This is a genomic window from Vibrio caribbeanicus ATCC BAA-2122, from assembly GCF_000165125.1.
Classification (GTDB): Bacteria; Pseudomonadota; Gammaproteobacteria; order Enterobacterales; family Vibrionaceae; genus Vibrio; species Vibrio caribbeanicus.
This window is the reverse complement of record NZ_AEIU01000069.1, coordinates 83,015-107,572: the sequence shown is the minus strand read 5'-3', so window position 1 is coordinate 107,572 and position 24,558 is coordinate 83,015. Positions and strand designations below refer to the sequence as shown.

Sequence of the window (24,558 nt, the reverse complement as noted above, 5' to 3'; positions counted from 1 at the left end):
TTTAGGAGGCAAAGAATCGCTTATTTATTTTATTGACAACTACTCCACTTACATTTACTTCATGTTTTTTAAATTTTGCAATTACATTTCGTAGGCTTTGCAACCTTGTATTATTGCTTTGTAAAACAATAACAACATTGTTACACATTTTGGAAATAATTAAGCTATCATTTACTACCAATGTTGGAGGTGTATCAATAATAATCCGGTCATATTTACTCTCAAGTTCAGAAATCATTTCTTCAAACTTTAGAGAGCTTAATACCTCTTGTGGGTTTACGCGCATATTGCCAACCAATAAAATATCCGGATAATTTTCTCCTTGCTCAAAAATACAATTAGATAACGTTATTTCTTCGAGAAGATAATTTGACCAACCCGCTCTTGATTGATCTAGATTATAATATTCACCAATACTTGGATTTCTTAGATTTGCATCTATTAATAGAGTTTTTTCTGTTTGACTAAAGACCGATGAAAGACCAACAGATACTAACGTTTTACCTTCCCCAGCCAATGATGAGGTAATAACCGTTGTTTTATACTTTTTCTTTGTATCTGATAAAGAGAGGTTTATCTTTATATCATGGAGAGACTCCAGCAGATTCGAGCCTTCAATAGTTTTCAGATTTTTAAATATCGACTTTATAGGTGTCTTGCTTCCAATATTTGGAATGCCTGCTAACGGTAATGTCCCAGTCCTCTCTTCATAATGTTTTACCGACTCTATTGTGTTCCTTAAGATATCCATAGCGATAACTGCAGCCGAAGCAGCCAATAACGAAAGGGCTGTAGAGATTAAAACTACGAGTTTTTTATTTGGCTTTGATGGGAACATTGGAACAACAGCCAAATCAGTGAAACGTGCATTTTCTGAGTGAAAATCTAATGTTGCGGTTGTCTCTTTATATCGATTCAAGAATACATTGAGTATATTCTTATTCGTCTCCGCTTCAGTTTTCAGAGCTTCATATTGCCTTTTAACAACAGAAAGTCTGTGAAATTCATCTTTCTTTTGTTTTAGTTCATTATTCAGCATTGACTCTTGTACTTTCATCGCTTCTAGGTCTTTACCTAGTCCCGCGATCACAAGCTTAATTTGTCTGTTTAACTCTTCAAGTACATTATCGCGGCGCACAGTTTGTGCTTTCATTGCATCATGTTTAGGACCGTATCGTTTCGACAATTGGCTGATCTCTTGTTCTGCTCTGGCTAGATCAGCTTTAAGTGCAAGGATTCGCGGGTGTTCGGATATTTGACCGAGAAGTGGAGTGTAGCTATCTGCATTTGAAATCGTGTTAAATTTTGCCTCTAACGCTACTCTGTTCTCGACAATAGAATTCAATTTAAAACTGAGTTCATTGATCGAATTACTTATTTGATTGTCGATACCTTCATCATCAATCAAACGATTTTCCGTAAGAAATTGGGTTAAAATCTCTTCTGATGCAACCAATTCTTGCCGTAATTCCTTCAGTCTACTAGAAATCCAGCCTGATGTTTGTCTGGTTGCATCTAGGCGTGAATATATATTTTCTTCTATATACGCCTCACCAATCGCGTTTGCTATTTGGGACGCTATTTTAGGATCACGTGAAGTGAAATGGATTTTTACAAGGTGGGTTTTTGGTACAGCTTCTACATGCAGCAGACTACGATACTTCTCAAAGATCTTATAGCTCAGCTTTTCTTGTAATTCTTTATCAGAAGGAATGCTCTCAACATCATTTGTTAATGATCTCATCCATGCCTTAATTTTTCCTTTAACAAGGTTGATTGGCGAGGTCGTAGTAACAAGAGATGAGTTAAACTCTGGTTGCTTATATAGGTTGAGCTTTTCGATTACTCTCATACCAATTCTTCGGCTTTTTAAGATCTCCAGTTGAGTTTTGAAATAACCTTTTTGACTTGGGTCAATTCCGACAACTTCCTCTATTGAAACTGCTTTCTTAGCCTCGGTCTCTAAAATTAATGTTGCAGTGGCCGTATAAGTCTGAGTTACATTGGATATATATATAAATGAAACAATCGTACACACTACCGAAAATAATAAAATTCTATATTTATTCCTCAAAATAAGAGCTAAGTATTTTCCTAAGTCAATAACAGGCTCCTCACTCTGAGGATTATCATTTATCCCAACTTTCAAAAATATATCCTTGATAATAATTTGTTGAAGCTTACCAAAAAGACGCAATTACATAGATTGTATCGCCAGAGTTAATAATGCTATGAGATGCTGCTTCATTTTTCATATCTAACTCAAACTTATTGATCAACTCATCTTGTGAATAGTCTTTGTATTTCTTAAACTCTGACGCTTTGATATGATAGATTTTAGCGCTTCTTCGGTATTTACTTATCACACCACCGGAAAGTGATATTGCTTTCTGAACAGTCAGACCTGGTTGATATTCATAACCACCAGGCTTATTAACCATCCCATTTACATAAATATTTCGATATTTTACTATCGAGACGCTAACTTTAGGATCAACTAAATAATCACCCTTTAGACCTGAATAGATAATATTTTTTATCTCATTTAATGTCTTACCACTAAGATCTATCTCTCCCAGATATGGATAATCAAAAGCCTCTCTATCATCAATTTTTACACTATCAATTGATAAATCCTGTTCTCCATACACAGAAATTCTTATAACATCACCTGCACTGAGTTGGTATTTCTCATTTGCGTAGGATGATCGCAAAGACATAATCAATAAAAATACTACGAGACTTAATACTCTAATCATAATAAATACACCAGTCTCTAATAAGCTGTATCGCTGAAGATGCCCTTAGTAAGAGTCATCAAAATAATCTTTATATCTAAACCGAGTGACCAATTCCTAATATAAGTGAGGTCAAATTCAATTCGTTTTTCCATTTTATCTATCGTATCTGTCTCACCTCGGTAACCATTTACCTGAGCCCATCCTGTTATACCGGGCTTAACTTTATGCCTTAGCATGTACTTATCAACGATTAGGCGATATTGCTCATTGTGCGCCACTGCATGTGGTCTTGGTCCAACGATAGACATTCTGCCTTGTAGTACATTAATAAATTGGGGGAGTTCATCTAGCGAAGTCCGCCGAATAAAAGCACCAAACTTGGTGATGCGTGGATCACTCTTGGTAGCCTGTTTTACCTCACTTCCATTATCGAGAGTTGTCATCGAACGGAATTTCCAGACTTTAATTTGCTGGCCATCAATGCCATAACGATTTTGTTTAAAAATGATTGGTCCAGGGGAAGAGCTCCTCACTCCCAAAGCAACAAATAATAGAACTGGGCTAATTAATATTAAAATACATGTCGATAAAACTATATCTTCTATTCTTTTTACTAATCTTGACATTCCATTAAATGGTGTATCGTGGATACTGAGGGTAGGAACATTGCCTACATTTCGCCACCTCGACTGGATAAGATCAAACGTAAAAAAATCAGGGACTATATATACATTTGCTGTGCTGTCTGAAAAAGCATCGATAATTGACTTAATCCTATTGGAGGCATTCATCGGAAGGGCAACATAAACATGTCTAAAACTTCGATCCTTTGCAAGCGCAACAGCTTCATCAATATTTCCATGAACGGTACGGTATTTACTATTTTCAAATAATCGCTCAGGAGTTCGGTCATCAAATAAACCAAAAAGCTTTAAACCTAACGAAGGTGTGGACTCTATCTCATTAGCTAGGGCAAGACCTGCATGCGTTGCACCAATAATAATACACTTTTGCGTGTAGCATTGGTCTACAGAACGAGAGCACTTAATTAAATAGAAAAAACGATATAAAAATAAAGTACAAGGAACAAAAAAAAGCCAAACTCCCATTACGAATCTTGAATATGACTCTGTGACCTTTATTCCGAATGCAATAGCTAACAATAAAGCAATTGTGCACAACCAAGAAATTACTATTTTTGTAAGAATATATTTTAGATATTGATAATTTTTTGAATTATACAGCCCTACTAACTCAGAGTTAATGACAAAAATAACAATTGTTACAGCCATGGCCAATATGTAATTTTTGGGCCAACTACCTAAGTAAAGGTATGATATTAATAGGAAAGAAACTAGCATTATAAATATATCAACTAAGCGATAAATAAGTATATCTTCCTCTCCATGACTTTTTATTACGCTAATTTCTTTCATAGTCTGCCAACTTTAGGTCAATTTTTAATCAAAAATTAAATTATTTTCGAGTTATATCTTGTTTTACTGATAATTTATATCATGCTGTTTTTCATTAGAAAAAAGAATATCAATTTATTCTTTTATATTTAGATTCTTTTTTTTGAGATATTTGATAATCTTATTGTTGAGATGGTTTCTCAATTATGAATAAAAGTTCATTTTTATATGAGTAAATGGTAAGAATTAATTAAATTTGTATCAGAAATAAAAAAGCCCCAATACTGGGGCAAAAGTCCATCGCTTATAGTTATAATAAAAAAGCAAAACACACCTAAAAGTCAGGCCAACTCGTTCCGCGGAAACACGTCACAGTATCGATGACCATATAGGTCCCGGAAAAGGCTCGTTGTTTCTGCTATTCTGAGCCCCGTGGCAATACTATGCTCTTACACCCTGAAATTAATTCGTGTGTTCCTATCCAAAATCACCATTGACATAACCTCGCGTGCGGTCATCTTGTGGCTCACTAAAAATCACATTGGTCTCGTTGTGTTCAACAAGCTCGCCCATCAAGAAAAATGCTGTTCTGTCCGAAATTCTTCGAGCCTGCTGCATTGAATGAGTAACAATGACTATCGTGTAGTTTTTCTTTAGTTCTTCCATTAACTCTTCGATTTTATGGGTTGCTATCGGATCCAATGCCGAAGTTGGTTCATCCATCAAAATGACATCGGGTTCCATAGCAATAGTGCGAGCAATACATAAACGTTGCTGCTGTCCTCCAGAAAGCCCGAAAGCGTGAGATTTTAAACGCTCCTTCACTTCATCCCATAAAGCTGCACCGCGAAGAGATTGCTCAACAACCTGGTCAATATATTTCTTATCTTTGATACCTTGTGCTCTTAGGCCATAGGCGACATTTTCATAAATGCTCATTGGAAATGGATTAGGCTTTTGAAAGACCATACCGACCTTAATTCTTAAGTCAGCGACATCAATATTCCCATAAATATCATGCCCATCCATCTCTAGACGTCCGGTTATCCTCACACCTTCAATAAGGTCATTCATACGATTTAAACAACGTAGCAGCGTTGATTTTCCGCACCCAGAAGGGCCTATTAGTGCAGTTACTTGTCGCTCGGGAACTGGAAGGTTTATTGATTTTAGCGCCTGATTGTCACCATAGAAAAGGTCTAGGTTTTCAATATTAAACTTATTCATATCTTCTCTCAATTGTTAACTTTTAAAACACTAAACTCAATAGCTGGCTGTATTGAAACGACGCGCAATCAACTTAGTAATTGTATTAATGGCTAACACAACGACGATCAAAACAGTGGCAGTACCATATGCCTGATTCCACTCATCGATTGTAAATAATTCAGTTGTTAGCTTGTAGAGATGGACGGTCAACGTTCTACCGGAGTCAAGCAAAGACTCGGGTATACGCGCAACCATACCTGCGGTTAAAAAGACGGGAGCGGATTCTCCGATAACTCGGCCAATACTCAGTATTACTGACGTCAAAATACCTGGCATTGCGCTAGGCAGTATGAGCCGCCATACTGTATAAATTTTAGATGCCCCTAGACCAAATGAACCCTCTCTATATGTTTGGGGAACTGACATCAAGGCTTCTTCAGTTGTTCGGATAATCACAGGTAGAATCAAAATACTCAACGTCAACGCACCTGATAGAATTGAGAACCCAAGTCCAAGTATCGCAACAAAGAATGTCATACCAAAAAGACCGAATATTATCGAGGGTATCCCAGCCAAAGACTCGGTGCAAAATCGAATGACTTTGACAAGTTTACTACCTACTTTTGCGTATTCAGTAAGATAAATTGCCGTCATTATCCCCAGAGGAGCTGCAACTGCGATAGATGCGATAACCATATAAACGGTTGAAATGATCATCGGGAAAATACCTTGTTCTTCACCGGTACGAGTATAATTGTCAGTCACAAAATTCCAATCAACATGCTTTAGACCATTGGAAAGGATGTACCAAATAATCCAGAATAAAAACCCTACGGTCACGGCCGCTGCGAACCATACCAATCCATGAAGGATCTTATCTTTATTTTGGCGAGCTTGTTTTAGCTTCATCAATTCCATCTCGGAAACACATGTTTCTTTATTATTACTTAACATAAAGATTACCTCGCTTTCTCCCGATTTAAATAAAGAAGGATTGCATTGAGTGACATGATGAAAATCAGTAAAACAACTCCTGTAGCATAAAGGGCGTTTGCGTGAACGCCGCTCGCGTATGACATTTCTATCGCGATATTTGCAGTGAGCGTACGCGCGGAGTCTAAAATACCCTCAGGCATTGCAGGTGCGTTGCCCATCACCATAATAATTGCCATCGTTTCACCTAAAGCTCGGCCGATGCCAAGAATAACACCGGTCATTATGCCGCTTCGTGCTGCAGGAACTAGTAACTGGAATATCGTGTAGATTTTTGACGCACCAAGCGCGAGAGACCCTTCTTTATAAGATTTAGGGACGGCTCTGATTGAAGTCTCGGAGACGGTTATTACCGTTGGTAAAATCATAACGCCAAGTACAATTATGCCTGCCAAAATTGTATTGCCTGCTGGAACGGAAAAAATCTCTTGGATCAGTGGAACAATAATAATTAAGCCAAAGAACCCATAAACCACCGAAGGGATCCCCGCAAGAAGTTCTACAGCGGGCCTAATGACATTAGCGATACTCTTCGGGGCGAGTTCAGCAATATATATTGCAGTTAATACACCAATTGGGACACCGACCAATACTGCACCCAACGTAGATACCAAAGATGCCACTATCATGGTAGCTACACCATAGAGTGCGGGAGGCAACCAATCTTGGCCAAGGACAATGCCTGAAATTCCTGCTTCTTGAAAAGCAGGTATGCTTTCTTTGATGATGAAATAGGCAATAACAGCAAGAGATACAATGCCAATGATGGCACTCGTCAAAAAAAGAGCATGAAAGGCTTTTTCTTGCCAATCAACCCGTTTCTTTTCCCTCAGACTAGTCTTTGCTAAAGGTCTAATTTCACTTTGCATAATCTGTTCACTATTTGCGATGGTCATATGAAGATCTCATAAATCAAGCTCTTAATTAGTTCATAAAACTAAAAGTGCTCAGCCGAAAAGTAGGCCGAGCAAAGTTAAATCTAAAAAATAGATGTTTCTATTGGTGTACAGAAATATAGCCTTTTTTATCAACAAGACCTTGAGCTTCCTCGGATGTCATCCAATCCAAAAACTGCTGTGTTTCTTTTGATACCTGGCCTTCACGATAAAGAACAAGAAATGGTCGTGCTACCTTGTAAGTACCATTCTTCACATTGTCAACTCTAGGTTGAACATCATTAATGGCTAGTGGATGCACTGACTTATCAACAGTTCCCAACGAAATATAGCCAATAGCATATGGGTTGGAAGCTATCATAGTTTTTAACGCACCATTTCCATTCGCTACCTGAGCTCTTTGAGAAATTGCAGACACTTTTTTACCTGCAATTTTTCTTTTTAGTTTCATGATGTCTTCAAATGCACCACGCGTGCCAGACGCAGTGTCACGAGTGACAACTACGATAGGTTTATCCTCACCACCCACTTGTTTCCAGCTGGTAACTTCGCCTTTGTAGATAGAAGTGACTTGCTCAGTAGTCAGGTTTCCGAGCTTATTTTTTGGATTTACAACTACCGCAATACCATCCATCGCGACAGTAAGCTCTTTGATGGTTGGTTCTTTTTCAGAAGTTTTTAAGTTTCGAGAAGACATGCCAAGATCAGCACTTCCATTTTTTGCTGCCTTAACACCAGCTGATGAGCCTGGTCCTTGAACTTCAATAAACACATCATTGTGTGTTTTCATATAAGTTTCTGAGAACACTTCCATAAGAGGCGTCACACTACTTGAGCCGACTGCAGAAATCGTCTCTTTTGCTGAGACCTGAGCGATTGACACTGCACCAAAAAGTGCAATTGCACCGATTACTGTCTTTTTCATCACAATTTCCTTAAGAGGCGTTATTGCCGTTGTATTTGCTTTGAACGTTGCTCACTTTAGGGTGCAATTATGACAATTGTGTTTCACTTAGTTGAAGCCTAAGTGACAGATGTTATTTTTGTATTTAGCTGACGTCATGTTACTAACAGCAATTGGACTACCGATTTTATAAAACAGACGATAATCTGGCTATTATTCTGTTTCTTAGACTTTTTTCTCTATGTCTCGTTATGTTTTTTACTTTCACTTAATCACCAAAGTGATTAAACTCTCTTCTTTTTAATTTACAAAAAAATCAATAGAGAGATTTTAATGCGCCAAATTCTCAATGGCTTATCTATAAAAGTTCAGATTATCTTACTTGTTATTGCCACCCTCTCTGTATTAACAGTTGGTATCATTCTCAGTTCGAATAGTTTGAAAAGCACTTTTCATGAAGTCACTGTATCCACAGAAGAGCTTATTCTCCACAAAGATGAACTCACTCAAATTATCGACAATACCTACGGCATGCGTATCAAAGCAATTTACAGCCTATTTCGTTCAGAAGATGTAGATCAGTTACAAGCAAGCTTGGTAGAGAAACGTAAAGATAGCCTTAAACTGCTAGAATCACTGAATTCTGTTGATGGTCTGCAAACCGAAGTCCGTGCGATGAAAGCTGCGACTGAAGATTATGTCAGTTATTCAATCAGTACTATGTTACCTTTATTGAAAATTAAGCACTCTAACCCCACACTTTCAGACGATTTTCAACAAAATTATATTCAGTCCTCGGCAACGTACCGTGAAAAAGGCAGAACGATGGTTTCAGCAATTGAAACGCTATCAAAGAAGCTCAATCACATTGCTTTTAATCAAGTGATAGAAAATGAACAGGAACATTCCACCAAAATACAGCAATCTATAGTAGGCGCGATTTTGGTACTTATTGCTGCATTATCTATGAGCTGGCTACTTGCAGGAATTATTGTCAAACCAATAAAGGTATTGCAAAAAGCAATGATGGAACTGGCACGAGGGAACTTAACAATCAGTGTTGAAGAGGAAGGCAATAACGAGTTGTCAGCTCTATCATGCGACTTCAACACAACTGTTCTAAAGCTACAAAGTACAATGGACTCTTTGGTAAAAATCAGCTCTGAAGTGGCTTCAGCTTCCACTGAACTCGCTACTGTAATGACCCAATCTAGTGCCAACTCAGACCAAGAAAAAAGTGAAGTCGAGCAAGTCAGTACTGCGATAAATCAGCTAGAGGGCACTGCTCATGAAGTGTCACAAAATGCCAACCTAGCTGACTCTGCTTCAATGAAAGTGGATAAACTCGCTCGCAATAGTCTCAAAATATTCCAAGAAAATGTTCGCGATAGTGAAAATATGGCGATTCATCTCAAACAGGCTGCTGAAGTGGTGAATCGCCTAAAAGAACAGTCTGAACAAATTGGGCAAGTCATAGAAGTGATTGAAAGCATCTCTGAACAAACCAACTTACTCGCTCTCAATGCAGCGATAGAAGCGGCACGCGCTGGAGATACAGGTCGTGGTTTCGCCGTTGTTGCTGACGAAGTACGCATGCTCGCTGCAAGGACTCAAGAGTCAACTCAAGAAATCCAAACCATTATCGAAGAACTACAAAACCAATCAGGCCTTGCAAATGACAGTATGCGCTCAAGCTTAAATATGTTAACTCAAAATCAGGCTCAAGGACTGGTTGTCAGTGAAGCACTCGGTGACATAAGTCACTCCATTACAGAACTCACTTCGTTAAATGCACAAGTTGCACTGGCTTCTGAGGAGCAGAATCAAGTCACAGTGGATATCAATCAGAATCTTGGCAATATATACGAACTTGTGAGCCAAAATGTTGCGGGAGTCACGCAAGCTGCAACAGCGAGCCAAGAGCTTTCTCAACTCGCTGAAGATCAGAAACAAAAGCTCTCATTTTTTCAGGTCTAAATAAAAGGGCTGTCAATTGACAGCCCTTTTATTTACTAATCTTCATCAGTTTTAGGTTGGCTTTTTTTCTTCGGAATAAAGACATTGTCACCAACAGAGACATTTTGATGAAAACTTTTATCTCTCTTAATGGCTTTTTTCGTTTTGAGCTTGGTATTTTTCGACGGTTTTTTCGTCGATTTCGCTTTTCCTCTGTAATCTTGTTTCGCTGGCTTTAAACCTTTGAATTTACCTTCTAAACCATCAAATTGAGAAAAGTTGATATCCTGCTGTAAATAAGTTTCAACTCTCTTAAAGCTATCCCAGTCCTTAGGGCCAACAAAGGAAATTGCATCTCCTTTATTACCTGCTCTTCCCGTACGCCCTACTCTGTGCACATATTCTTCAGTATGTTTTGGCATATCAAAATTGATTACATGAGTTACGTTGGCAATATCGAGCCCTCGAGAGGCTATATCAGTTGTGACCAAGATTTTAAACACCGCTCTCTCAAACTGACTCATGATCGTGTTTCTTTGGGTTTGGGTAAGACTTCCACTAAGAGCAATTGCCTTTAATCCATCACTATTTAACTTTTCAGTTAAGCGCTCTGTGTCAACTCGCGTTGCCGTAAAAATGATCAATTGTTTATAGTTGGCTTCTTGGATTGCTCTCTCAAGGAGAGATTCTTTATGATCAAGATGATCACAAAGATAAAACTTTTGAGAAATATCTTTATGCTCTGCGCTACCGATATCGATCGCGATTCGCTTCGGCGCATCTAACATTTCAAGAGCGATATCATTCACATCCGCGTGATCAAGTGTTGCTGAGAACATGAGTGTTTGACGACGACGATGCTTGGCTGCCATGTGTATTCTGCGTAATTCTGGGGCAAAGCCCAGATCTAACATCCTATCCGCTTCATCCAAAACCAACGTCTCAAGTCCGTCTAGAAAAAGTGATCGATGTTCAAGGTGATCCGCAAGTCGTCCCGGCGTTGCTACGATAAATTTTGGATAACGGCGAAGAGCCTTTACCTGATCGTTGAAGTTTTCCCCCCCTACGATCAATGATGCATCATAAGAAAGCCCACCAAGCATTGACTTCAACTCACCGTATACCTGCTTGGCCAACTCACGAGTTGGTGCCAAAATCAAAGCTCTAGGATCCTTTGCTGAAAAGGATTTATTTTTCAATGACTTATGAAGAATAGGCAGTACAAATGCAAGTGTTTTTCCAGATCCAGTTTTAGATGAGGCTAAGAGATCCTTTCCAGCAATAGCCACAGGTATTGCTTGTTGCTGAATTTTAGTCGCATTCTTGAAATCAAAATGCTTTAGGTTTTTAAGTAGACGATTGTCCAAGCCCAAGTCTTTAAACTGCAAAGTCTTCTCCAGTTAAATGGTATGTTATCGAGCGTTCGTATAAGAATCTGCCCAAAGAGGAAATTAAAAGCAGGGTATATTAACGATATTATCTCGTTTAGGGTAGCTTGTAACCACTATTTATCACTAAATAAATGGGGCCTAATTGTCAGAGAATAAAGATTAGCTGTTTATTCTCTCTTTTTATTGAAACATCTATGCGACATAAGTCAATAAATGTTGATAATCACTTATCTTATCGGGTATTTTTGTCTCTTTAGCTCAATAATGCATAAAAAGTTGGGCTAAACTGCTTAACTGTACTATACAGAAAGTTAGCGAAAGTACATTTAATAAATAGTTTTTATACTCAAGGAGTTCCCCTATGAACAAAATGATGATTGCAGCGGCGACTGTTTTGCTGCTAGCAGGCTGTGCATCAAATTCAGCAACATCGGCGAAAATTGACGAGCTAAGTGACCAGGTCAAAGCTCTACAATCAGATGTTCGTATGTCTGGTGACGCGGCGAAAGCGGCTCAAGAAGAGGCTAAGCGCGCCAATGAACGTATCGATAATATCGCTCAGTCTTACAGAAAATAGACCCAGATAGGAAAGGGCTAATGGCCCTTTTCATTTATCATTTATTAACAGACGGGAGTGCAATTTCTACTGGAATACCGTTTTGGGCAGCTATAGCCGCTTTTGCTTTGCTATCAGAGAGATTGAATTCTTCAAACCACCAAGAAAGCTCCAAAGGTAGACTCAACTCAGTTTTTATCCCATCGCCTCTAGTCAAAGGCTCATGCACTTCTAGGAACACGCTTCTATCTGGCTCTAATGTCATTTTTATCGGTTGATTGATTATTTTTACTCTCTCGCCAATTTGAACTTGAGAAAATAACCATTCGATATCATTAGGTTCCATTCTAATACAACCCGAACTCACTCTTAAGCCGACGCCAAAGTCTTTATTTGTTCCGTGTATCAGATAATCACCAGCTCCATAAGCCAATCGAAGCGCATGATTTCCTAATGGGTTATCAGGCCCAGCGGGAACAACAGGTGGAAGTTTAATGCCCTCGGCCAAGTAGGACTTTCGAATTGAATCTGGCGGAGTCCATGTTGGCTTGATGCGCTTTTGACTGATACTTGTTTGCATCACTGGTGTGTCTCGGCCAATTCTACCAATACCTACCGGAAAGATATGTACTGTTTGCCCGTCAGGGTCAAAGTAGTACAAACGGAGTTCCGCCAAGTTAATAACCACTCCGACCCTCTTTACATCAGGCAATATTATTTGAGTAGGAATAGTAAGTGCATGTCCTTCTGCAGGTAGAAAAGGGTCAACTCCTTTATTTGCAGCCATAAGCGTAAGAAAGCCAATGTGATAGTGCTTGGCGATACCAGCGAGGGTTTCTCCTTTTTCTACTTGATGGTACTGCACTCGCCCAACCAATCTGCTGTCCTCTTTTGGAAGGCGATAGGACTCCGCGAAAATCGGAGCGCTGATTAAAAGTGCCACAGCGATATAGCTACGCATCTTGGGAGTACTCTTTAGCCTGCTTATACAAATCTAAGGTTATACCTCTTTGAACCTTGTGGTCGACAATAGGCGCTGGATATTTTAATTGACTAGCCCGTGACCACTTCCAAGGCTGGTGTAAAAACTTTTTCGGTACTTCAGCAAGTTGAGGTAACCAACGAATAATAAAACGTCCATCTGGGTCAAACCTCTCACCTTGAGTAATCGGATTGAAAATACGAAAATAAGGCTGACCGTCACACCCCGTCGAAGAACACCATTGCCAGCCTCCATTATTCGCTGGGTAGTCTCCATCCACTAGTTTTGACATAAAATATTGTTCTCCAACTCGCCAGTCGATATGAAGGTCTTTTATCAAAAAGCTCGCGACTATCATTCTCAAACGATTATGCATCCATCCAGTTTCATTGAGCTGTTTCATCGCTGCATCGACGATAGGATAACCAGTTTTTCCAGATTTCCAAGCCTCAAGAAAAACTTGCGAATTTTCCCAACGTAAGTGCTCACCCCATGGGTTGAAGCTCTCCCCTTTCGATAGCTTGGGCTCAAAATAGGCTAAATGTTGATAAAACTCTCTCCATATCAATTCACTTTGCCAGACTTCCCTCCCACCTGACAATGGTAATTGTTGTTGATACATAACTCTCGCCATACATTGTCTTATCGACAAAATACCTACAGCAAGATAGGGAGAAAGAATACTCGTTGCATCAACAGAAGGATAATCTCTGTTCTCAGCGTACAGTTTAACCTTCTTTTCTTCAAACTCTCTCAGCGCTTGAATAACCTCTGTAGTCTCCACTTTATAGTTATTACTCGAAACACGAGGATATGAAAATGGACTATCTTGCGAGAACAATCTCAGTCTTGTGTTATCTAAAGTAGGCAATGTATTGGACTGCTTTTTGGCTTTAATAACATTGAGAGGAGTCACTTCCATTTGCTGGAGGTATGCTCTTTTGAAGGGGGTAAAAACTTTGAAGTAACCGCCTTGCTTATTAAGAACTGAACCCGGTGGTAAAAAGCATTTATCTTCATGAGCTGAGCAATCAACATTTGACTCTTTGAGCAGTTGAACAATTGCTGAATCCCGTTGAACTTCATCAAATTCATATTGCTTATTGAAGAACAGTCCGGATGCACTTGATGAAGTCATCACATCGGCTATGAGTTCCACACAGTCTTTGTAAGAATCAACTTCAGCATAGTAAAGCGGTATGTTTAGCTTCCGCAAATCATCTTGCAAAGCAAATAAACGGCGATATATCAAGTCAGCTTGTATCGCGGAGAGCGAGTGTCTTTCCCAGGTTTTTGGCGTGGCAAAATAAACACCAACAACTGGCTCTCCAGATTGACACGCTTCTATAAGCGCAGTGTTATCTTCCACACGCAAGTCACGCCTAAACCAGACAACATTCATATCACCGCCTCATTTTTAATGAAGTCTGAAAGCAGTACACTACCATTAAAAGACTTCTCTATTTTGCTGATCAAATTAGACTGAGATTGACTAAGAGGACGAGAACTAAAAAGGGCAAGGGCTTTGTAAGGTTCTAATCCTGAGTGCTCAATTAATCCTGACAAGTCATCAACGCCATCGACAATCACCATTCGCATTCCCAAACTGGATAACTCTATAGCCCATAGGCGTGACTGTATATCATTGAGACTATCACAATTAATGAAAAGACATTTTCCTTCACGAGCTGCTTTGTTATCTGCATCTATTATCGTGTTTAATCTGGCGCTGAGAATCGACTCCATCAACCCTTTTTGAATTGAACGTAACCCATAGCGCACTAATGACACTGCTTTCTCGATAGGACGTATAAATTGACGCTCAACAACATCCATCGGATACTCTTTGAATACATTCATCGCGACGGACTCTGCCTTGGCTTTGTTCAATTCAGACAAAGCCTGAAGAAATGTGTCTACTTCATCTAATTGGTAAGTGATGAATGAATCAGACTGGGATTTGGTGTCTTGGGCATTGATGATATCTTTTACTTTACCTATGGGGACGCCTTTGCTGAGCCAACTCTGTATCTCACTGATTAACTCAATATGCTGATCTGTATATAAGCGGTGTCCCTTATCAGTTCTCTGAGGCTGTACTAAATTATATCTACGCTGCCAAGCTCTCAAAGTAACGGGCTTAACCCCTGTTCTCTCCGCTACCTCACGAATGGCATATAACTTTTTTTCACAACCCATATCTCAAACGTAACTCCTGTGGGTAAGGCTCTAAGTAGGTCTGCCCGGACAGATAAGCATCTGGATGTGCAGACAGATAATGTTTTATAAGTGTTAATGGAGCGAGAAGAGGAAGTAATCCAACACGATAATCGTCAATAACTTGTCTTAGCTCCTGTTTCTCAGACTTGTCTAAGGAGCGTTTGAAGTAGCCTTGCAGGTGCATGAGTACATTGGTGTTGTTCTTCCTGCTAGCACGATGAGCAATTGCACTCATGAAGCCTTCTCGATAGATCTGATAGAACTCTATAATATCGTAGTCTTTGATATTCGCTACTAACTTTCCTAACGTTTTGTACGAAGTTGGATGGTGAGCCATGAGAATGAGTTTGTACCTTGAATGGAATGCCACAATTTTTCCACGAGTGGGTGCACTCCCCATGGACTGATAAAAGTCGTTTAACGCATATACACGTGTGATGAAATTTTCTTTCAAAACTGGGTCGTTTAGGCGCCCATCTTCCTCAACGGGTAACCATGGCATGGCTCGCATTAGCTCACTGGTAAACAGCCCAACTCCAACGCTTTCTGCGCCCCCCTTTTTGTAGACTTTGACACGCTCCATACCGCAGGTCGGAGATTTTGCGCACACGATGTAACCACACAAATCATCTTGCATAAGTTGGCGTACTTTTTCTTTGGAATAAGAAACAACTTGGTCAGTATGATCAATCGATGCGTCTTTGGTCTCTACCAATGCAATCCTATCTTCTTCTGAGACAAGCCGGATAGTTGGTCTAGGTACAGTCATACCAGAGCCAACTTCGGGGCAGATAGGAACAAACTCGAAGTATGGGAACAATTCCTTAGTTACAAATTTACTAATCTTATGACCAGAATCGAACCGAACCTTCTCGCCAAGAACACATGAGCTTATACCAACTTTGATTTGTTGTTCCATGATGGTTTCCTTCATGACTATAGCTGTACAAAAAAAATTATTGTATAATTTTTAGCATAGCTGAGTGCTATGTACAAATCAATTATTTGTACAAGTTTGTACGTTGAGCTTGGTAATTAAGTTCACTTAACACTGCAAACGTTTACCAAAAACGATTGCGTTTTCACTTTCAACACTTTTAGTTATCACACTTAAATTAAAGCTCTAAAACACTCATTTTTGTGATTAGAATCTCACGACAATAAGCAACAGGTGGCTATCATGAGCGCAGTAAATATTAAGGATCAACAGAATTGGTTATTAGTCGATTAATTTCCTGATAACTTCGGAGCACAAACTATGACAACCCCACACATAAATGCACAACTAGGTGATTTTGCTGAAACAATACTCATGCCAGGAGATCCGCTACGTGCCGAATACATCGCCAACACGTTCCTCACAGATGTAAGGAAGGTATGCGACGTAAGAAACATGTTTGGGTATACAGGATATTACAAAGGACAACGTATTTCAGTCATGGCGCATGGCATGGGGATACCATCTGCATGTATCTATGTTCACGAACTTATCACTGAATACAACGTTAAAAATATAATAAGAGTGGGCAGTTGTGGAGCAGTACGTGACGATGTGAAACTCATGGATGTTGTTATTGCTATGGGAGCATCAACCGATTCAAAAACCAATAGACTTCGTTTCAAGCATCATGACCTTGCAGCAATTGCAGATTTTGGATTACTTGAAGTCGCTGTCAGCAAAGCACGCCAAGAAAACGTCAATGTAAAAGTTGGAAATATATTCTCTGCAGACCTTTTCTATACTCCTGAATCTGATGTTTTCGATACACTCAAACAAATGGGCATTTTAGGCGTAGATATGGAAGCTGCGGGCATATATGGTGTAGCGACTGAGCTTGGAGCTAAGGCACTAACTATCCTAACAGTTTCAGATCATATCCTCCGTGGAGAAAAGTTGAGTTCAGAGGATAGGCAGCACTCTTTTAATGAAATGATGAAAGTCGCGCTCGAAACAGCGATAGCAATCGAATAACTCTACCTCCCAGTATTCATTGGGGTTACTTGCTATCTATATATCGAGGAAAAGCGCGTGACAAGCGGCGGATTGCCAAAGGAAAGCCAAGGGTTGCAATTTAACTTTTGTAAAACCTTGACCTGCAAAAACTTCGGACTAAGTGATGGTAACCTCTATGTTATACAGCACTCAAATCCCAAACGTCCAGCGATGGTTTGTAGAGAGTGCGGCGCTTTTCCTCCATTACTAAATAATCAGGATGTTGTAGAAGAACTCCACCGTTTGCGTCAACTCCACAGCGATGGATTACCTGCATGCAGAAATGCGTCGTGCCGTAATAGCGGCCTTTCAGTCCATACTCATAAACACCTCTATCACGCATTCGGTTTCAGTGGTGACCGCCAGAGATACCGCTGTAAAGCTTGTGAATCTACCTTTGTTGATAAGTGGTCAGGAGAAAATAAAAAACTCGAATTTCAAGAGGCTCTGTTAGGGCTTCTCTTTATGGGATATTCAGTAAGAGAGATCTGCAGAAAGCTTAAGGTAAACCCGAAAACGTTCTACGACCACCTAAATCATATTGCCAGCCGCTGCCGTAGGAAACTCGCGACATTTGATGCCCGCTGGCTCAACTATGCCGCGAACTATGAACTCGCATCAAATTATACCCCACTGCAAAAACAAAGTGGCAACGGGGTATTTTGGATAGTGACAGGAGAGGCACACAGTGGCTATGTTCTATGTCAGCATGTTAATTATTCTGCATCAGAAGAACCAAAGGGTAAGCTCGACCATGATCCCTACGACTCACCTGCCAAGTTTGTACCTTACGAATATTGTTCCGAATCTAATTCTGCGAGTCCTGAATTATCAGAAAAACTCAGGGAGAGGATAGAGCAAAGATACCAGACGATTCTAGCCAGAGGCAATGTTGAAGATCCGATGGGTAATTTAACCAAACTATGCTACCCATCAAAAGGCGCTCTCGTGCGACCTCCCTATACTTCTTACGCACACTTTTTACATGTTCTCGACCTTTGCCAAACCGATGTTCATACTTCAATATATTTACCTCAAGACCCCTTGTTGCGCTCTGCAGCATTGAGTGTTTTTTTACCAAGAATTCAGAGAGATAATATAGATTTATTATATGTTGATGAAGACGAAGGTTGGAACCTAAACTCTGAAATGGAAAAAATAGATATCGTTTACATGGGGTGGTGGCGAGATAAATGGGCTATCGCCGGAAATAATGGTAGTGCGAAAGGCATATGTTATCTTGCTGGCAGTAATAGCCAACCAGAACAATGGCTAGTCAATGCTTCGACAAAACAAATTGAATATTATCAGGAACGCTTCCAAACTCTATTCGAGGGCTTTGTTAACGAGCCAAGACGTAAACTTCGGCCTGGTGGGTTGATGCCTATGCTTGATATTTTCCGCGCATGGCATAATCTGTGTTATCAAAACAAGTCTGGAAAAACAGCTGCTCAGCTACTTGAATTGACTGAACACCCCCTGACATTGAATCAGTTACTTTCGTAATTATACCAAGACCTCTCACAATAGCTCCGTGTTTATGGAACAATATTGGCACTCGATACAGAAAGATTTTAAGCTGGATTCAATCTAGATTGAGAACCAACAACAATTTTGTAGGTCAAACGCTCACCCTAGAGGACAAGAACTGTAAATCATCAACCATAGTATCACCTGTGCATATCACTTATGCGACAAATTGTACCCTTAGTAAAGTTTTTTGGTGCTTTTGGTAGAGTTTGATACAGTCCTATTAATATAATGACTACTTACCCAGAGTGGTGTTCATTTTTTGAGGGATTGATTCATTGAATACAAGCCAGCGAAGTATTGCAGTCGAGATAGAGCGATTGACACAAAACATCGAGCAAAAGCCGGAAGAAGTTCGGTTACTTGCTGAAGACTGTGCTAATAGGTCATCTCAAGTCCTTTATCTTGAGGGCGAAATTAGATGCTTAATTATTATCGCAAGATGTGCAGGGTGTTTAATGGACTATAAGTCCGGTATTAAAACTATCAAGCGAGCTCATGCAAAACTCAACGCGCTCGATACTTATGATTTATTACCTGAAATATATCATGTTTATGCATTACTCTATACGGGCCAAGCAAAATACTTCTCGGCACAACAATATTGGATTAACGCTCTAGAGCAATCTACGATCGTCGATCAGATTGAGATTCAGATCGAGTCATTAGTTGGTCTTGGGAATATCTGGCGAATCACTCATGAAGTGAACCTTGCGCGCAAAACACATGAACTCGCGGTAATGGTTGCTAACAACCGACGCCTTACGAAACTTGAAGGTAAGGCTCGACTCTTGTTAGCTCGCGATCACTATAGTCTCGGAAATTACGCCGAGATGCTTTCTATACTAGACTCTGCGAGTGAACTCTCAGAGCATTGCTCCAATTGGATCTGGCACGCTGAACTCTGGGACTATCGTGGTCTCGCATTACTTGGGCTTGAAAGGACAGATGATGCCGACTCTGCAACAAAAAAGGCACATGAATTAGCGATAGAGAATAACTGTTTGTGGATGCAGGTTCAGTGCTGCATCAGCCGCTCAAAGGTTAAGCTTGCGCGAAACCACCCAGAAAACGCTAGCACATTTTTATCCGAAGCAGCCCAATATGCTGCTGGTTTTGATGATAGCGAGCTTATGAGGGAGATATCTTATTATCAATCAATTGCAGCAGAGAAACTCGAAGACTATCAATCAGCACTTAAATTTTTTCAACAGTACCGAGAGTATTCTCTGAATATCTCTAAAGAGCAAACCTTCAGAGTTGCCAATGACAGAATTCGAACCTCTAAACAACAGTTACAACAAAAGGCAGCCAGACTTATTAATAGAATTCGTCGCCAATACGAATATGACCCAGACAAACACCTAAATCAAATGGTTGCCGAAACATACTGGTGGCAAAAGCTGGTTGTGCTGAAAACTGAACTAAAACACACAAAACATTCGGTTATTATTGTCTATCATCCAGACTCAAATTATATTGATGTCTGTGCCGAATTAACACACTCACTATGCAACAAGAATGATATACTCTCTAGACTGAGTGGCGAAAGGCTCGGGATATTGTTGGATAATAAATCAAACGGTGCATTGGAAATTTACCAGATATTGGCTCAAATGTTCAGTATCTATCCATGGCAACGAAAAGGCCTCAAAGGAAGTAAACCGCAAGTAACCATTCAGGACGTACTTACATTTCCTCTGACCCTAGAACAACTTGAAAATTATCAGTCAAAGGATAACGGCGATGGAAGCCCTACTTAATAAAATATCAAGCTCGAACTTGGACGCCTCTTCGGTATCCGGTAATGATGCCATTATATTTTGGGAGCATATTCGAAAATACATCGCCGCAACACCGAAAGAAAAAGCACATTGTTTGGTCATTAGTGCAGAGTTTCGCTATCAACTCAAACAATTCCAAACCAGCATTGATGAATTAAAAGAAGCCCTAAACTATCTGTCTTTACCTCAAGACGCTGAACTTATCCTTGATGTAAAAAGTGGACTTGCAGAACGCTTGTTGAGCCATGGAGATTATAAAGGAGCACTAGATGAGTATGCCAGCGCATCAATCATCGCACTCCATAACGGTTTTATTGATGCATACGCTCGTTCAATACTTGGCATGGGACAATTATGTAACATCTATGGCGATAACAAGCATGCATTAAAGTACTTTAAAAAAGTAGATCAGATTGACCATGCTATAAGCAGTCGCTCTTTACGTCTTAGTTATAAATTATCTATGCTCGAGGCTTATATTAACACCGAGAAGACACAAGAATCAGAGGCTTTACTCAAAGAATGTGAAGAGCTAAGTATCCTTGTGAGTGACAAGGTCTTAGCGGGGCAAGTTCAACTATGTCAGGCGATTCTACATCGTAAAAATCAACAAATTGAACTGGCACTTCACTGTTTGGGTGATATTCACTTTGTCGCAAATAATATCCACTCAAAATGGCTGTTAAACATGATTCGATTGGAGCTCGCGCAATGTTTAGATGCCATTAATAAATCGCACCTCGCTATCTGGCTTTTAGAGTCTGCTCAACAACGTGCAAAGTCATTCGCCTCACCTGAAATTAACTTAAAGTTCTTTATTGTTATGAGTGATATTTCAGAAAATAATCATGATTTTAAAAACGCGCTCAATTATCAAAGACAAGCTTATCAAATCGAAAGTGAGTTATTAAGAACAATTCCTATCGGTGAACTGGGCTCAAGTCAATTCAGAAGGCTATCTCGATTTGATCTGCAATTAAAACTGATACTGTCAGAACAAGAGAATCGAGAGCTCAAAGAAACGACAGAAAATCAAAAAGATACCGTTGCCAAGCTCAAACAAGATGCTCACACCGACCCTCTCACATCATTACATAATCGCCGATGGCTAGATATTAAGTTCAAAGAGCTTATCATGCATAATATCCCCTTTGCGTTGATTGTTGTTGATATCGATCATTTCAAATCTATTAATGATGAATTAACCCACCTAGTGGGCGACAAAGCAATCGTACAAGTTTCAAAGATACTCTCAGAATATTTCTCATTTGGTACAACATCATGTGTGCGTTTCGGCGGGGAAGAGTTTCTCGTTATTCTAGAGCAAGCAGACATTCATCAAGCTGAAATACATGCTGAGAAATACCGAGAAGCGATCTTTCAATATGACTGGCAGCAAATATTAGGAGAGCGGGCTCTTACCGTAAGCATTGGCATTACTCTACACAGAGAGGGAGAAAACACTCAAAGGACTTTTCATCGAGCAGATAAAGCTCTCTACAGGGCTAAAGCTAGCGGCAGAAATCAAGTCTGTGTAGAATAAAAATATATACCTAAGTAACCTCTAGATGCTAAATTCCGCGAAAATGGCTTGCTTTACAGGCAAGGCAACGATTTGAAAATCTAGTCATCTAAATTGAAAATCGGTAACAAAGCATGTAAAGCAAGACAACTCGCCCTAGGGAGCATGCCACAGTGCCGATTTCATCGTCAAACAACTTGGTAATAGTGGCCAAGTTCCCTCTTTTCCATATCTCTGAACTGTACTTGCTACTTCACCAAGTTCACAACTTAGCAACAAACTTCTATCGTCAAACAGTTTTGAAGATATCATCGTCTTTGAATTAAGGGAGCAGAATATGAGCGAATTATTAGAAAAATACCCTATTATCACCAATGTCACCGTTGCTTGGGGAGAAATGGACGCACTACAACATGTAAATAATGTGGTCTACTTTCGCTACTTTGAAACAGCAAGGCTGGAGTATTTTAATCGGATAAAATTAAGCGTTAACCTTAAATCTAGCTTAATAGGTCCCGTTTTGGGCCACACTGAATGCCGATACAAATTGCCCATTACTTATCCAGACACATTGACCATTGGTGCAAGAATCGTTGACTTACAGGACGATCGATTCACGATGGAATATAAGATTGTAAGTACAAAACTCAATCAGGTTTCAACAATAGGAAAAGCGACTTGTGTTATGTTTGACTTTGAAAAAAACACCAAAACGAGCCTACCAGAAGAAGTAAGAAAAGCGATTATCACTCTAGAAAATATCGATATTTAATTTTCTTATTGTCGCAAAGGCCAAATATTCAAGTAACATCAAAGTGATTAGGTACGTAAATTTTGAGGAAAATAACGTATTAGAAGAGTGGGCTCTCACCAAGTTATTTGACCATGAAATGGACGCTGTGCCACTCTCACATTGGGCGCGCTGTCTCAATGCACCTAACATCTTGAGGGTACTTGGGTATATATCAATTTTGCGGCCAGTTGTAGATACGATATAATCGAGAGTATCTTTTTCTGAAAACTCGATACCTTGATGAATAAAAGTTTTGCCACCAACTTTATCGCTCTGGCTGTTTTAGCAGCTGGTTACCAACTCAATAATCAAGTTCTTCTCTACGCTGGACTGTTTGCTTTTTCTGGAGCGATCACTAATTGGCTAGCGATACATATGCTATTTGAAAAGATCCCTGGCTTATATGGCTCAGGAGTAATTCCTGCACGCTTTGAGGAATTTAAACTAGCAATTAAAACGCTCATGATGGAGCAGTTCTTTACCGATGAAAACATAGATAAATTCATCAGCAAAGAGCTTAGTTCCAATCAAAGCTTCGACCTCGAACCTATAATATCCAAGGTCGATTTAAGCCCTGCATTTGACTCATTAGTTAATGTAATTTCTCAATCTTCTTTTGGTGGAATGTTGTCCATGATAGGTGGTACAGAAGCCCTACAACCACTGAAACAGCCATTTGTTGATAGAATGAAGTTGTCACTTGTTGATATGAGTAAAACAGACAACGTAAGGGAAGCTTTGAAAGACCAACTAGAAACGCCTGAGATGCTCGCTGACATCAAGGTTAAAGTTGAGAACATTATTGATCAGAGACTGGAAGAACTAACACCTAAATTAGTTAAAGAAATGGTGCAAAAAATGATTAAACAGCACCTTGGGTGGCTCGTTGTCTGGGGTGGCGTCTTTGGAGGGCTTATCGGTGTCTTGTCCTCTTTTGTAGCGTGAGTTCGAACATGGTTACATACTGGGAAAGCCCTCTTTTTTAGAGCATTATTCTCCTTAAATACAGCAAAGCTACAATGCTCTCAATTCTAAATATTAAAGCCACTTGGAAATATGCGGACCATAGTTTCTCAGAAATGTAAGGCTTAATTTCTATAAGCAATCGATGAGCTCAGAACTGACTCCAAAACTGGTTTTGTGCTCTTCGATAACCACCTCACTTCGCGTCTGAATCACTCCAGGAAGCGTGCCGAGCTTTTTAGACATGAAGTTTTGATAGGCTTTCATATCTTTGACTCTAACCTTGATCATGGTATCAAAATCTCCAGATAATGAGTAACATTGCTCTATTTCAGGCATCATTTTTACCGCACTAGCAAATTTTTCAAAAATAGAAAAGCTTGATTGATCGAGTCGTATATGGATGAAGACCTGAACATCCAACCCCAAACGCTCAGGGTTTAATTCCGCATGATAACCACTAATAAACCCCTCTTTCTCAAGTCTTTTTACTCTGTCTGAGCAAGGTGACGTCGTTAAGTTAACTTGCTTTGCTAATTCGACGATCGGTAGTCTCCCTTTTAAATGCAATGCCCTTAAAATTTCTTTATCGATTTTGTCTAGTTCCATTATTTTTAACCATAACCTTCAGTGACATCCTGATATTATGTCGATCATCAGGAAAAAATAAAGCCCCTCGACGAGGGGCTTTATTATTAGTCATGCCTGAT

General features: G+C 39.7%; 21 protein-coding genes. 8 read left to right on the top strand and 13 right to left on the bottom strand.

All coding sequences use genetic code 11. The annotated features are described in order from the left end of the window. Window position 1: 1 nt before the first annotated feature. The 7 genes from RH40_RS09130 to RH40_RS09100 form a co-directional block, all read right to left on the bottom strand. Window positions 2–2,149 (bottom strand): GumC family protein, encoded by a 2,148-nt coding sequence (locus RH40_RS09130; RefSeq protein WP_050790436.1) that lies wholly within the window; start codon window positions 2,147–2,149, stop codon window positions 2–4. Between the two features lie 31 nt (window positions 2,150–2,180). Then, a complete protein-coding gene (locus RH40_RS09125) occupies window positions 2,181–2,759 on the bottom strand; it encodes a polysaccharide biosynthesis/export family protein (RefSeq protein ID WP_009601172.1) in 579 nt (192 codons plus the stop codon). Window positions 2,760–2,776: 17 nt separating this feature from the next. Continuing rightward, a complete protein-coding gene (locus RH40_RS09120) occupies window positions 2,777–4,177 on the bottom strand; it encodes an undecaprenyl-phosphate glucose phosphotransferase (RefSeq protein ID WP_009601171.1) in 1,401 nt (466 codons plus the stop codon). Window positions 4,178–4,633: 456 nt separating this feature from the next. Next, the gene (gene pstB / locus RH40_RS09115; RefSeq protein ID WP_009601170.1) at window positions 4,634–5,383 is read right to left on the bottom strand and encodes a phosphate ABC transporter ATP-binding protein PstB; all 750 of its coding nucleotides are present in this window, start codon (window positions 5,381–5,383) and stop codon (window positions 4,634–4,636) included. A gap of 36 nt (window positions 5,384–5,419) precedes the next feature. Continuing rightward, window positions 5,420–6,283 (bottom strand): phosphate ABC transporter permease PstA, encoded by an 864-nt coding sequence (pstA, locus tag RH40_RS09110; protein ID WP_009601169.1) that lies wholly within the window; start codon window positions 6,281–6,283, stop codon window positions 5,420–5,422. 41 nt (window positions 6,284–6,324) lie between these two features. Continuing rightward, window positions 6,325–7,254 carry a phosphate ABC transporter permease subunit PstC gene (pstC, locus tag RH40_RS09105; protein ID WP_009601168.1) on the bottom strand — a complete coding sequence of 310 codons (930 nt, stop codon included), beginning with the start codon at window positions 7,252–7,254 and terminating at the stop codon, window positions 6,325–6,327. Between the two features lie 100 nt (window positions 7,255–7,354). After that, window positions 7,355–8,179 carry a phosphate ABC transporter substrate-binding protein gene (locus RH40_RS09100; RefSeq protein WP_009601167.1) on the bottom strand — a complete coding sequence of 275 codons (825 nt, stop codon included), beginning with the start codon at window positions 8,177–8,179 and terminating at the stop codon, window positions 7,355–7,357. A 312-nt stretch (window positions 8,180–8,491) separates the two neighbouring features. Here RH40_RS09100 and RH40_RS09095 point away from each other — a divergent pair, with 312 nt between their 5' ends. Next, on the top strand, window positions 8,492–10,135 hold the full coding sequence (locus tag RH40_RS09095) for a methyl-accepting chemotaxis protein (protein ID WP_009601166.1): 1,644 nt from the start codon (window positions 8,492–8,494) through the stop codon (window positions 10,133–10,135). A 35-nt stretch (window positions 10,136–10,170) separates the two neighbouring features. On the opposite strand, the gene RH40_RS09090 is transcribed toward RH40_RS09095, so the two are convergent. Beyond that, window positions 10,171–11,514, bottom strand: coding sequence for a DEAD/DEAH box helicase (locus RH40_RS09090; RefSeq protein ID WP_039954488.1), 1,344 nt, complete (start codon window positions 11,512–11,514; stop codon window positions 10,171–10,173). Between the two features lie 352 nt (window positions 11,515–11,866). Between RH40_RS09090 and RH40_RS09085 the strand changes: the two genes are divergently transcribed. Beyond that, window positions 11,867–12,082 (top strand): LPP leucine zipper domain-containing protein, encoded by a 216-nt coding sequence (locus RH40_RS09085; RefSeq protein WP_009601164.1) that lies wholly within the window; start codon window positions 11,867–11,869, stop codon window positions 12,080–12,082. 37 nt (window positions 12,083–12,119) lie between these two features. On the opposite strand, the gene RH40_RS09080 is transcribed toward RH40_RS09085, so the two are convergent. From RH40_RS09080 to RH40_RS09065, 4 genes are read right to left on the bottom strand one after another with little or no spacing between them, the layout of a single operon-like run. Further along, window positions 12,120–13,022 (bottom strand): L,D-transpeptidase family protein, encoded by a 903-nt coding sequence (locus tag RH40_RS09080; protein WP_009601163.1) that lies wholly within the window; start codon window positions 13,020–13,022, stop codon window positions 12,120–12,122. Further along, on the bottom strand, window positions 13,015–14,445 hold the full coding sequence (gene phrB / locus RH40_RS09075; RefSeq protein ID WP_009601162.1) for a deoxyribodipyrimidine photo-lyase: 1,431 nt from the start codon (window positions 14,443–14,445) through the stop codon (window positions 13,015–13,017). Before phrB ends, RH40_RS09080 begins: the two co-directional genes overlap by 8 nt. Next, on the bottom strand, window positions 14,442–15,242 hold the full coding sequence (locus RH40_RS09070; protein ID WP_009601161.1) for a MerR family transcriptional regulator: 801 nt from the start codon (window positions 15,240–15,242) through the stop codon (window positions 14,442–14,444). The genes phrB and RH40_RS09070 overlap by 4 nt, the downstream gene beginning before the upstream one ends. Then, the gene (locus tag RH40_RS09065) at window positions 15,232–16,182 is read right to left on the bottom strand and encodes a YbgA family protein (RefSeq protein ID WP_009601160.1); all 951 of its coding nucleotides are present in this window, start codon (window positions 16,180–16,182) and stop codon (window positions 15,232–15,234) included. The genes RH40_RS09070 and RH40_RS09065 overlap by 11 nt, the downstream gene beginning before the upstream one ends. Before the next feature lie 339 nt (window positions 16,183–16,521). On the opposite strand from RH40_RS09065, the gene deoD reads away from it, so the two are divergent. The 6 genes from deoD to RH40_RS09035 all read left to right on the top strand — a co-directional run bounded on the left by deoD (window position 16,522) and on the right by RH40_RS09035 (window position 23,830). Further along, window positions 16,522–17,235, top strand: coding sequence for a purine-nucleoside phosphorylase (deoD, locus tag RH40_RS09060; RefSeq protein WP_009601159.1), 714 nt, complete (start codon window positions 16,522–16,524; stop codon window positions 17,233–17,235). Between the two features lie 57 nt (window positions 17,236–17,292). Further along, complete coding sequence (locus RH40_RS09055) at window positions 17,293–18,762, top strand: hypothetical protein (protein WP_009601158.1); 1,470 nt, start codon at window positions 17,293–17,295, stop codon at window positions 18,760–18,762. A 302-nt stretch (window positions 18,763–19,064) separates the two neighbouring features. After that, on the top strand, window positions 19,065–20,549 hold the full coding sequence (locus RH40_RS09050; RefSeq protein ID WP_009601157.1) for a tetratricopeptide repeat protein: 1,485 nt from the start codon (window positions 19,065–19,067) through the stop codon (window positions 20,547–20,549). Next, window positions 20,533–22,113, top strand: a complete 1,581-nt coding sequence (locus RH40_RS09045; protein ID WP_009601156.1) for a tetratricopeptide repeat-containing diguanylate cyclase — start codon at window positions 20,533–20,535, stop codon at window positions 22,111–22,113. The genes RH40_RS09050 and RH40_RS09045 overlap by 17 nt, the downstream gene beginning before the upstream one ends. A gap of 316 nt (window positions 22,114–22,429) precedes the next feature. Beyond that, complete coding sequence (locus RH40_RS09040) at window positions 22,430–22,864, top strand: acyl-CoA thioesterase (protein ID WP_009601155.1); 435 nt, start codon at window positions 22,430–22,432, stop codon at window positions 22,862–22,864. Window positions 22,865–23,125: 261 nt separating this feature from the next. After that, window positions 23,126–23,830, top strand: coding sequence for a DUF445 domain-containing protein (locus RH40_RS09035; protein ID WP_009601154.1), 705 nt, complete (start codon window positions 23,126–23,128; stop codon window positions 23,828–23,830). A gap of 150 nt (window positions 23,831–23,980) precedes the next feature. Here RH40_RS09035 and RH40_RS09030 read toward each other — a convergent pair whose 3' ends face one another. Further along, the gene (locus tag RH40_RS09030) at window positions 23,981–24,457 is read right to left on the bottom strand and encodes an Lrp/AsnC family transcriptional regulator (protein WP_009601153.1); all 477 of its coding nucleotides are present in this window, start codon (window positions 24,455–24,457) and stop codon (window positions 23,981–23,983) included. Between the last annotated feature and the right edge of the window lie 101 nt (window positions 24,458–24,558).

Excerpts from the sequence above, each read along its gene's own strand:
- RH40_RS09125 (WP_009601172.1), bottom strand. The coding sequence starts at position 2,759 with ATGATTAGAGTATTAAGTCTCGTAGTATTTTTATTGATTATGTCTTTG.
- RH40_RS09120 (WP_009601171.1), bottom strand. The coding sequence starts at position 4,177 with ATGAAAGAAATTAGCGTAATAAAAAGTCATGGAGAGGAAGATATACTT.
- pstB (WP_009601170.1), bottom strand. The coding sequence starts at position 5,383 with ATGAATAAGTTTAATATTGAAAACCTAGACCTTTTCTATGGTGACAAT.
- pstA (WP_009601169.1), bottom strand. The coding sequence starts at position 6,283 with ATGGAATTGATGAAGCTAAAACAAGCTCGCCAAAATAAAGATAAGATC.
- pstC (WP_009601168.1), bottom strand. The coding sequence starts at position 7,254 with ATGACCATCGCAAATAGTGAACAGATTATGCAAAGTGAAATTAGACCT.
- RH40_RS09100 (WP_009601167.1), bottom strand. The coding sequence starts at position 8,179 with ATGAAAAAGACAGTAATCGGTGCAATTGCACTTTTTGGTGCAGTGTCA.
- RH40_RS09095 (WP_009601166.1), top strand. The coding sequence starts at position 8,492 with ATGCGCCAAATTCTCAATGGCTTATCTATAAAAGTTCAGATTATCTTA.
- RH40_RS09085 (WP_009601164.1), top strand. The coding sequence starts at position 11,867 with ATGAACAAAATGATGATTGCAGCGGCGACTGTTTTGCTGCTAGCAGGC.
- RH40_RS09080 (WP_009601163.1), bottom strand. The coding sequence starts at position 13,022 with ATGCGTAGCTATATCGCTGTGGCACTTTTAATCAGCGCTCCGATTTTC.
- phrB (WP_009601162.1), bottom strand. The coding sequence starts at position 14,445 with ATGAATGTTGTCTGGTTTAGGCGTGACTTGCGTGTGGAAGATAACACT.
- RH40_RS09070 (WP_009601161.1), bottom strand. The coding sequence starts at position 15,242 with ATGGGTTGTGAAAAAAAGTTATATGCCATTCGTGAGGTAGCGGAGAGA.
- RH40_RS09065 (WP_009601160.1), bottom strand. The coding sequence starts at position 16,182 with ATGGAACAACAAATCAAAGTTGGTATAAGCTCATGTGTTCTTGGCGAG.
- deoD (WP_009601159.1), top strand. The coding sequence starts at position 16,522 with ATGACAACCCCACACATAAATGCACAACTAGGTGATTTTGCTGAAACA.
- RH40_RS09045 (WP_009601156.1), top strand. The coding sequence starts at position 20,533 with ATGGAAGCCCTACTTAATAAAATATCAAGCTCGAACTTGGACGCCTCT.
- RH40_RS09040 (WP_009601155.1), top strand. The coding sequence starts at position 22,430 with ATGAGCGAATTATTAGAAAAATACCCTATTATCACCAATGTCACCGTT.
- RH40_RS09035 (WP_009601154.1), top strand. The coding sequence starts at position 23,126 with ATGAATAAAAGTTTTGCCACCAACTTTATCGCTCTGGCTGTTTTAGCA.
- RH40_RS09030 (WP_009601153.1), bottom strand. The coding sequence starts at position 24,457 with ATGGAACTAGACAAAATCGATAAAGAAATTTTAAGGGCATTGCATTTA.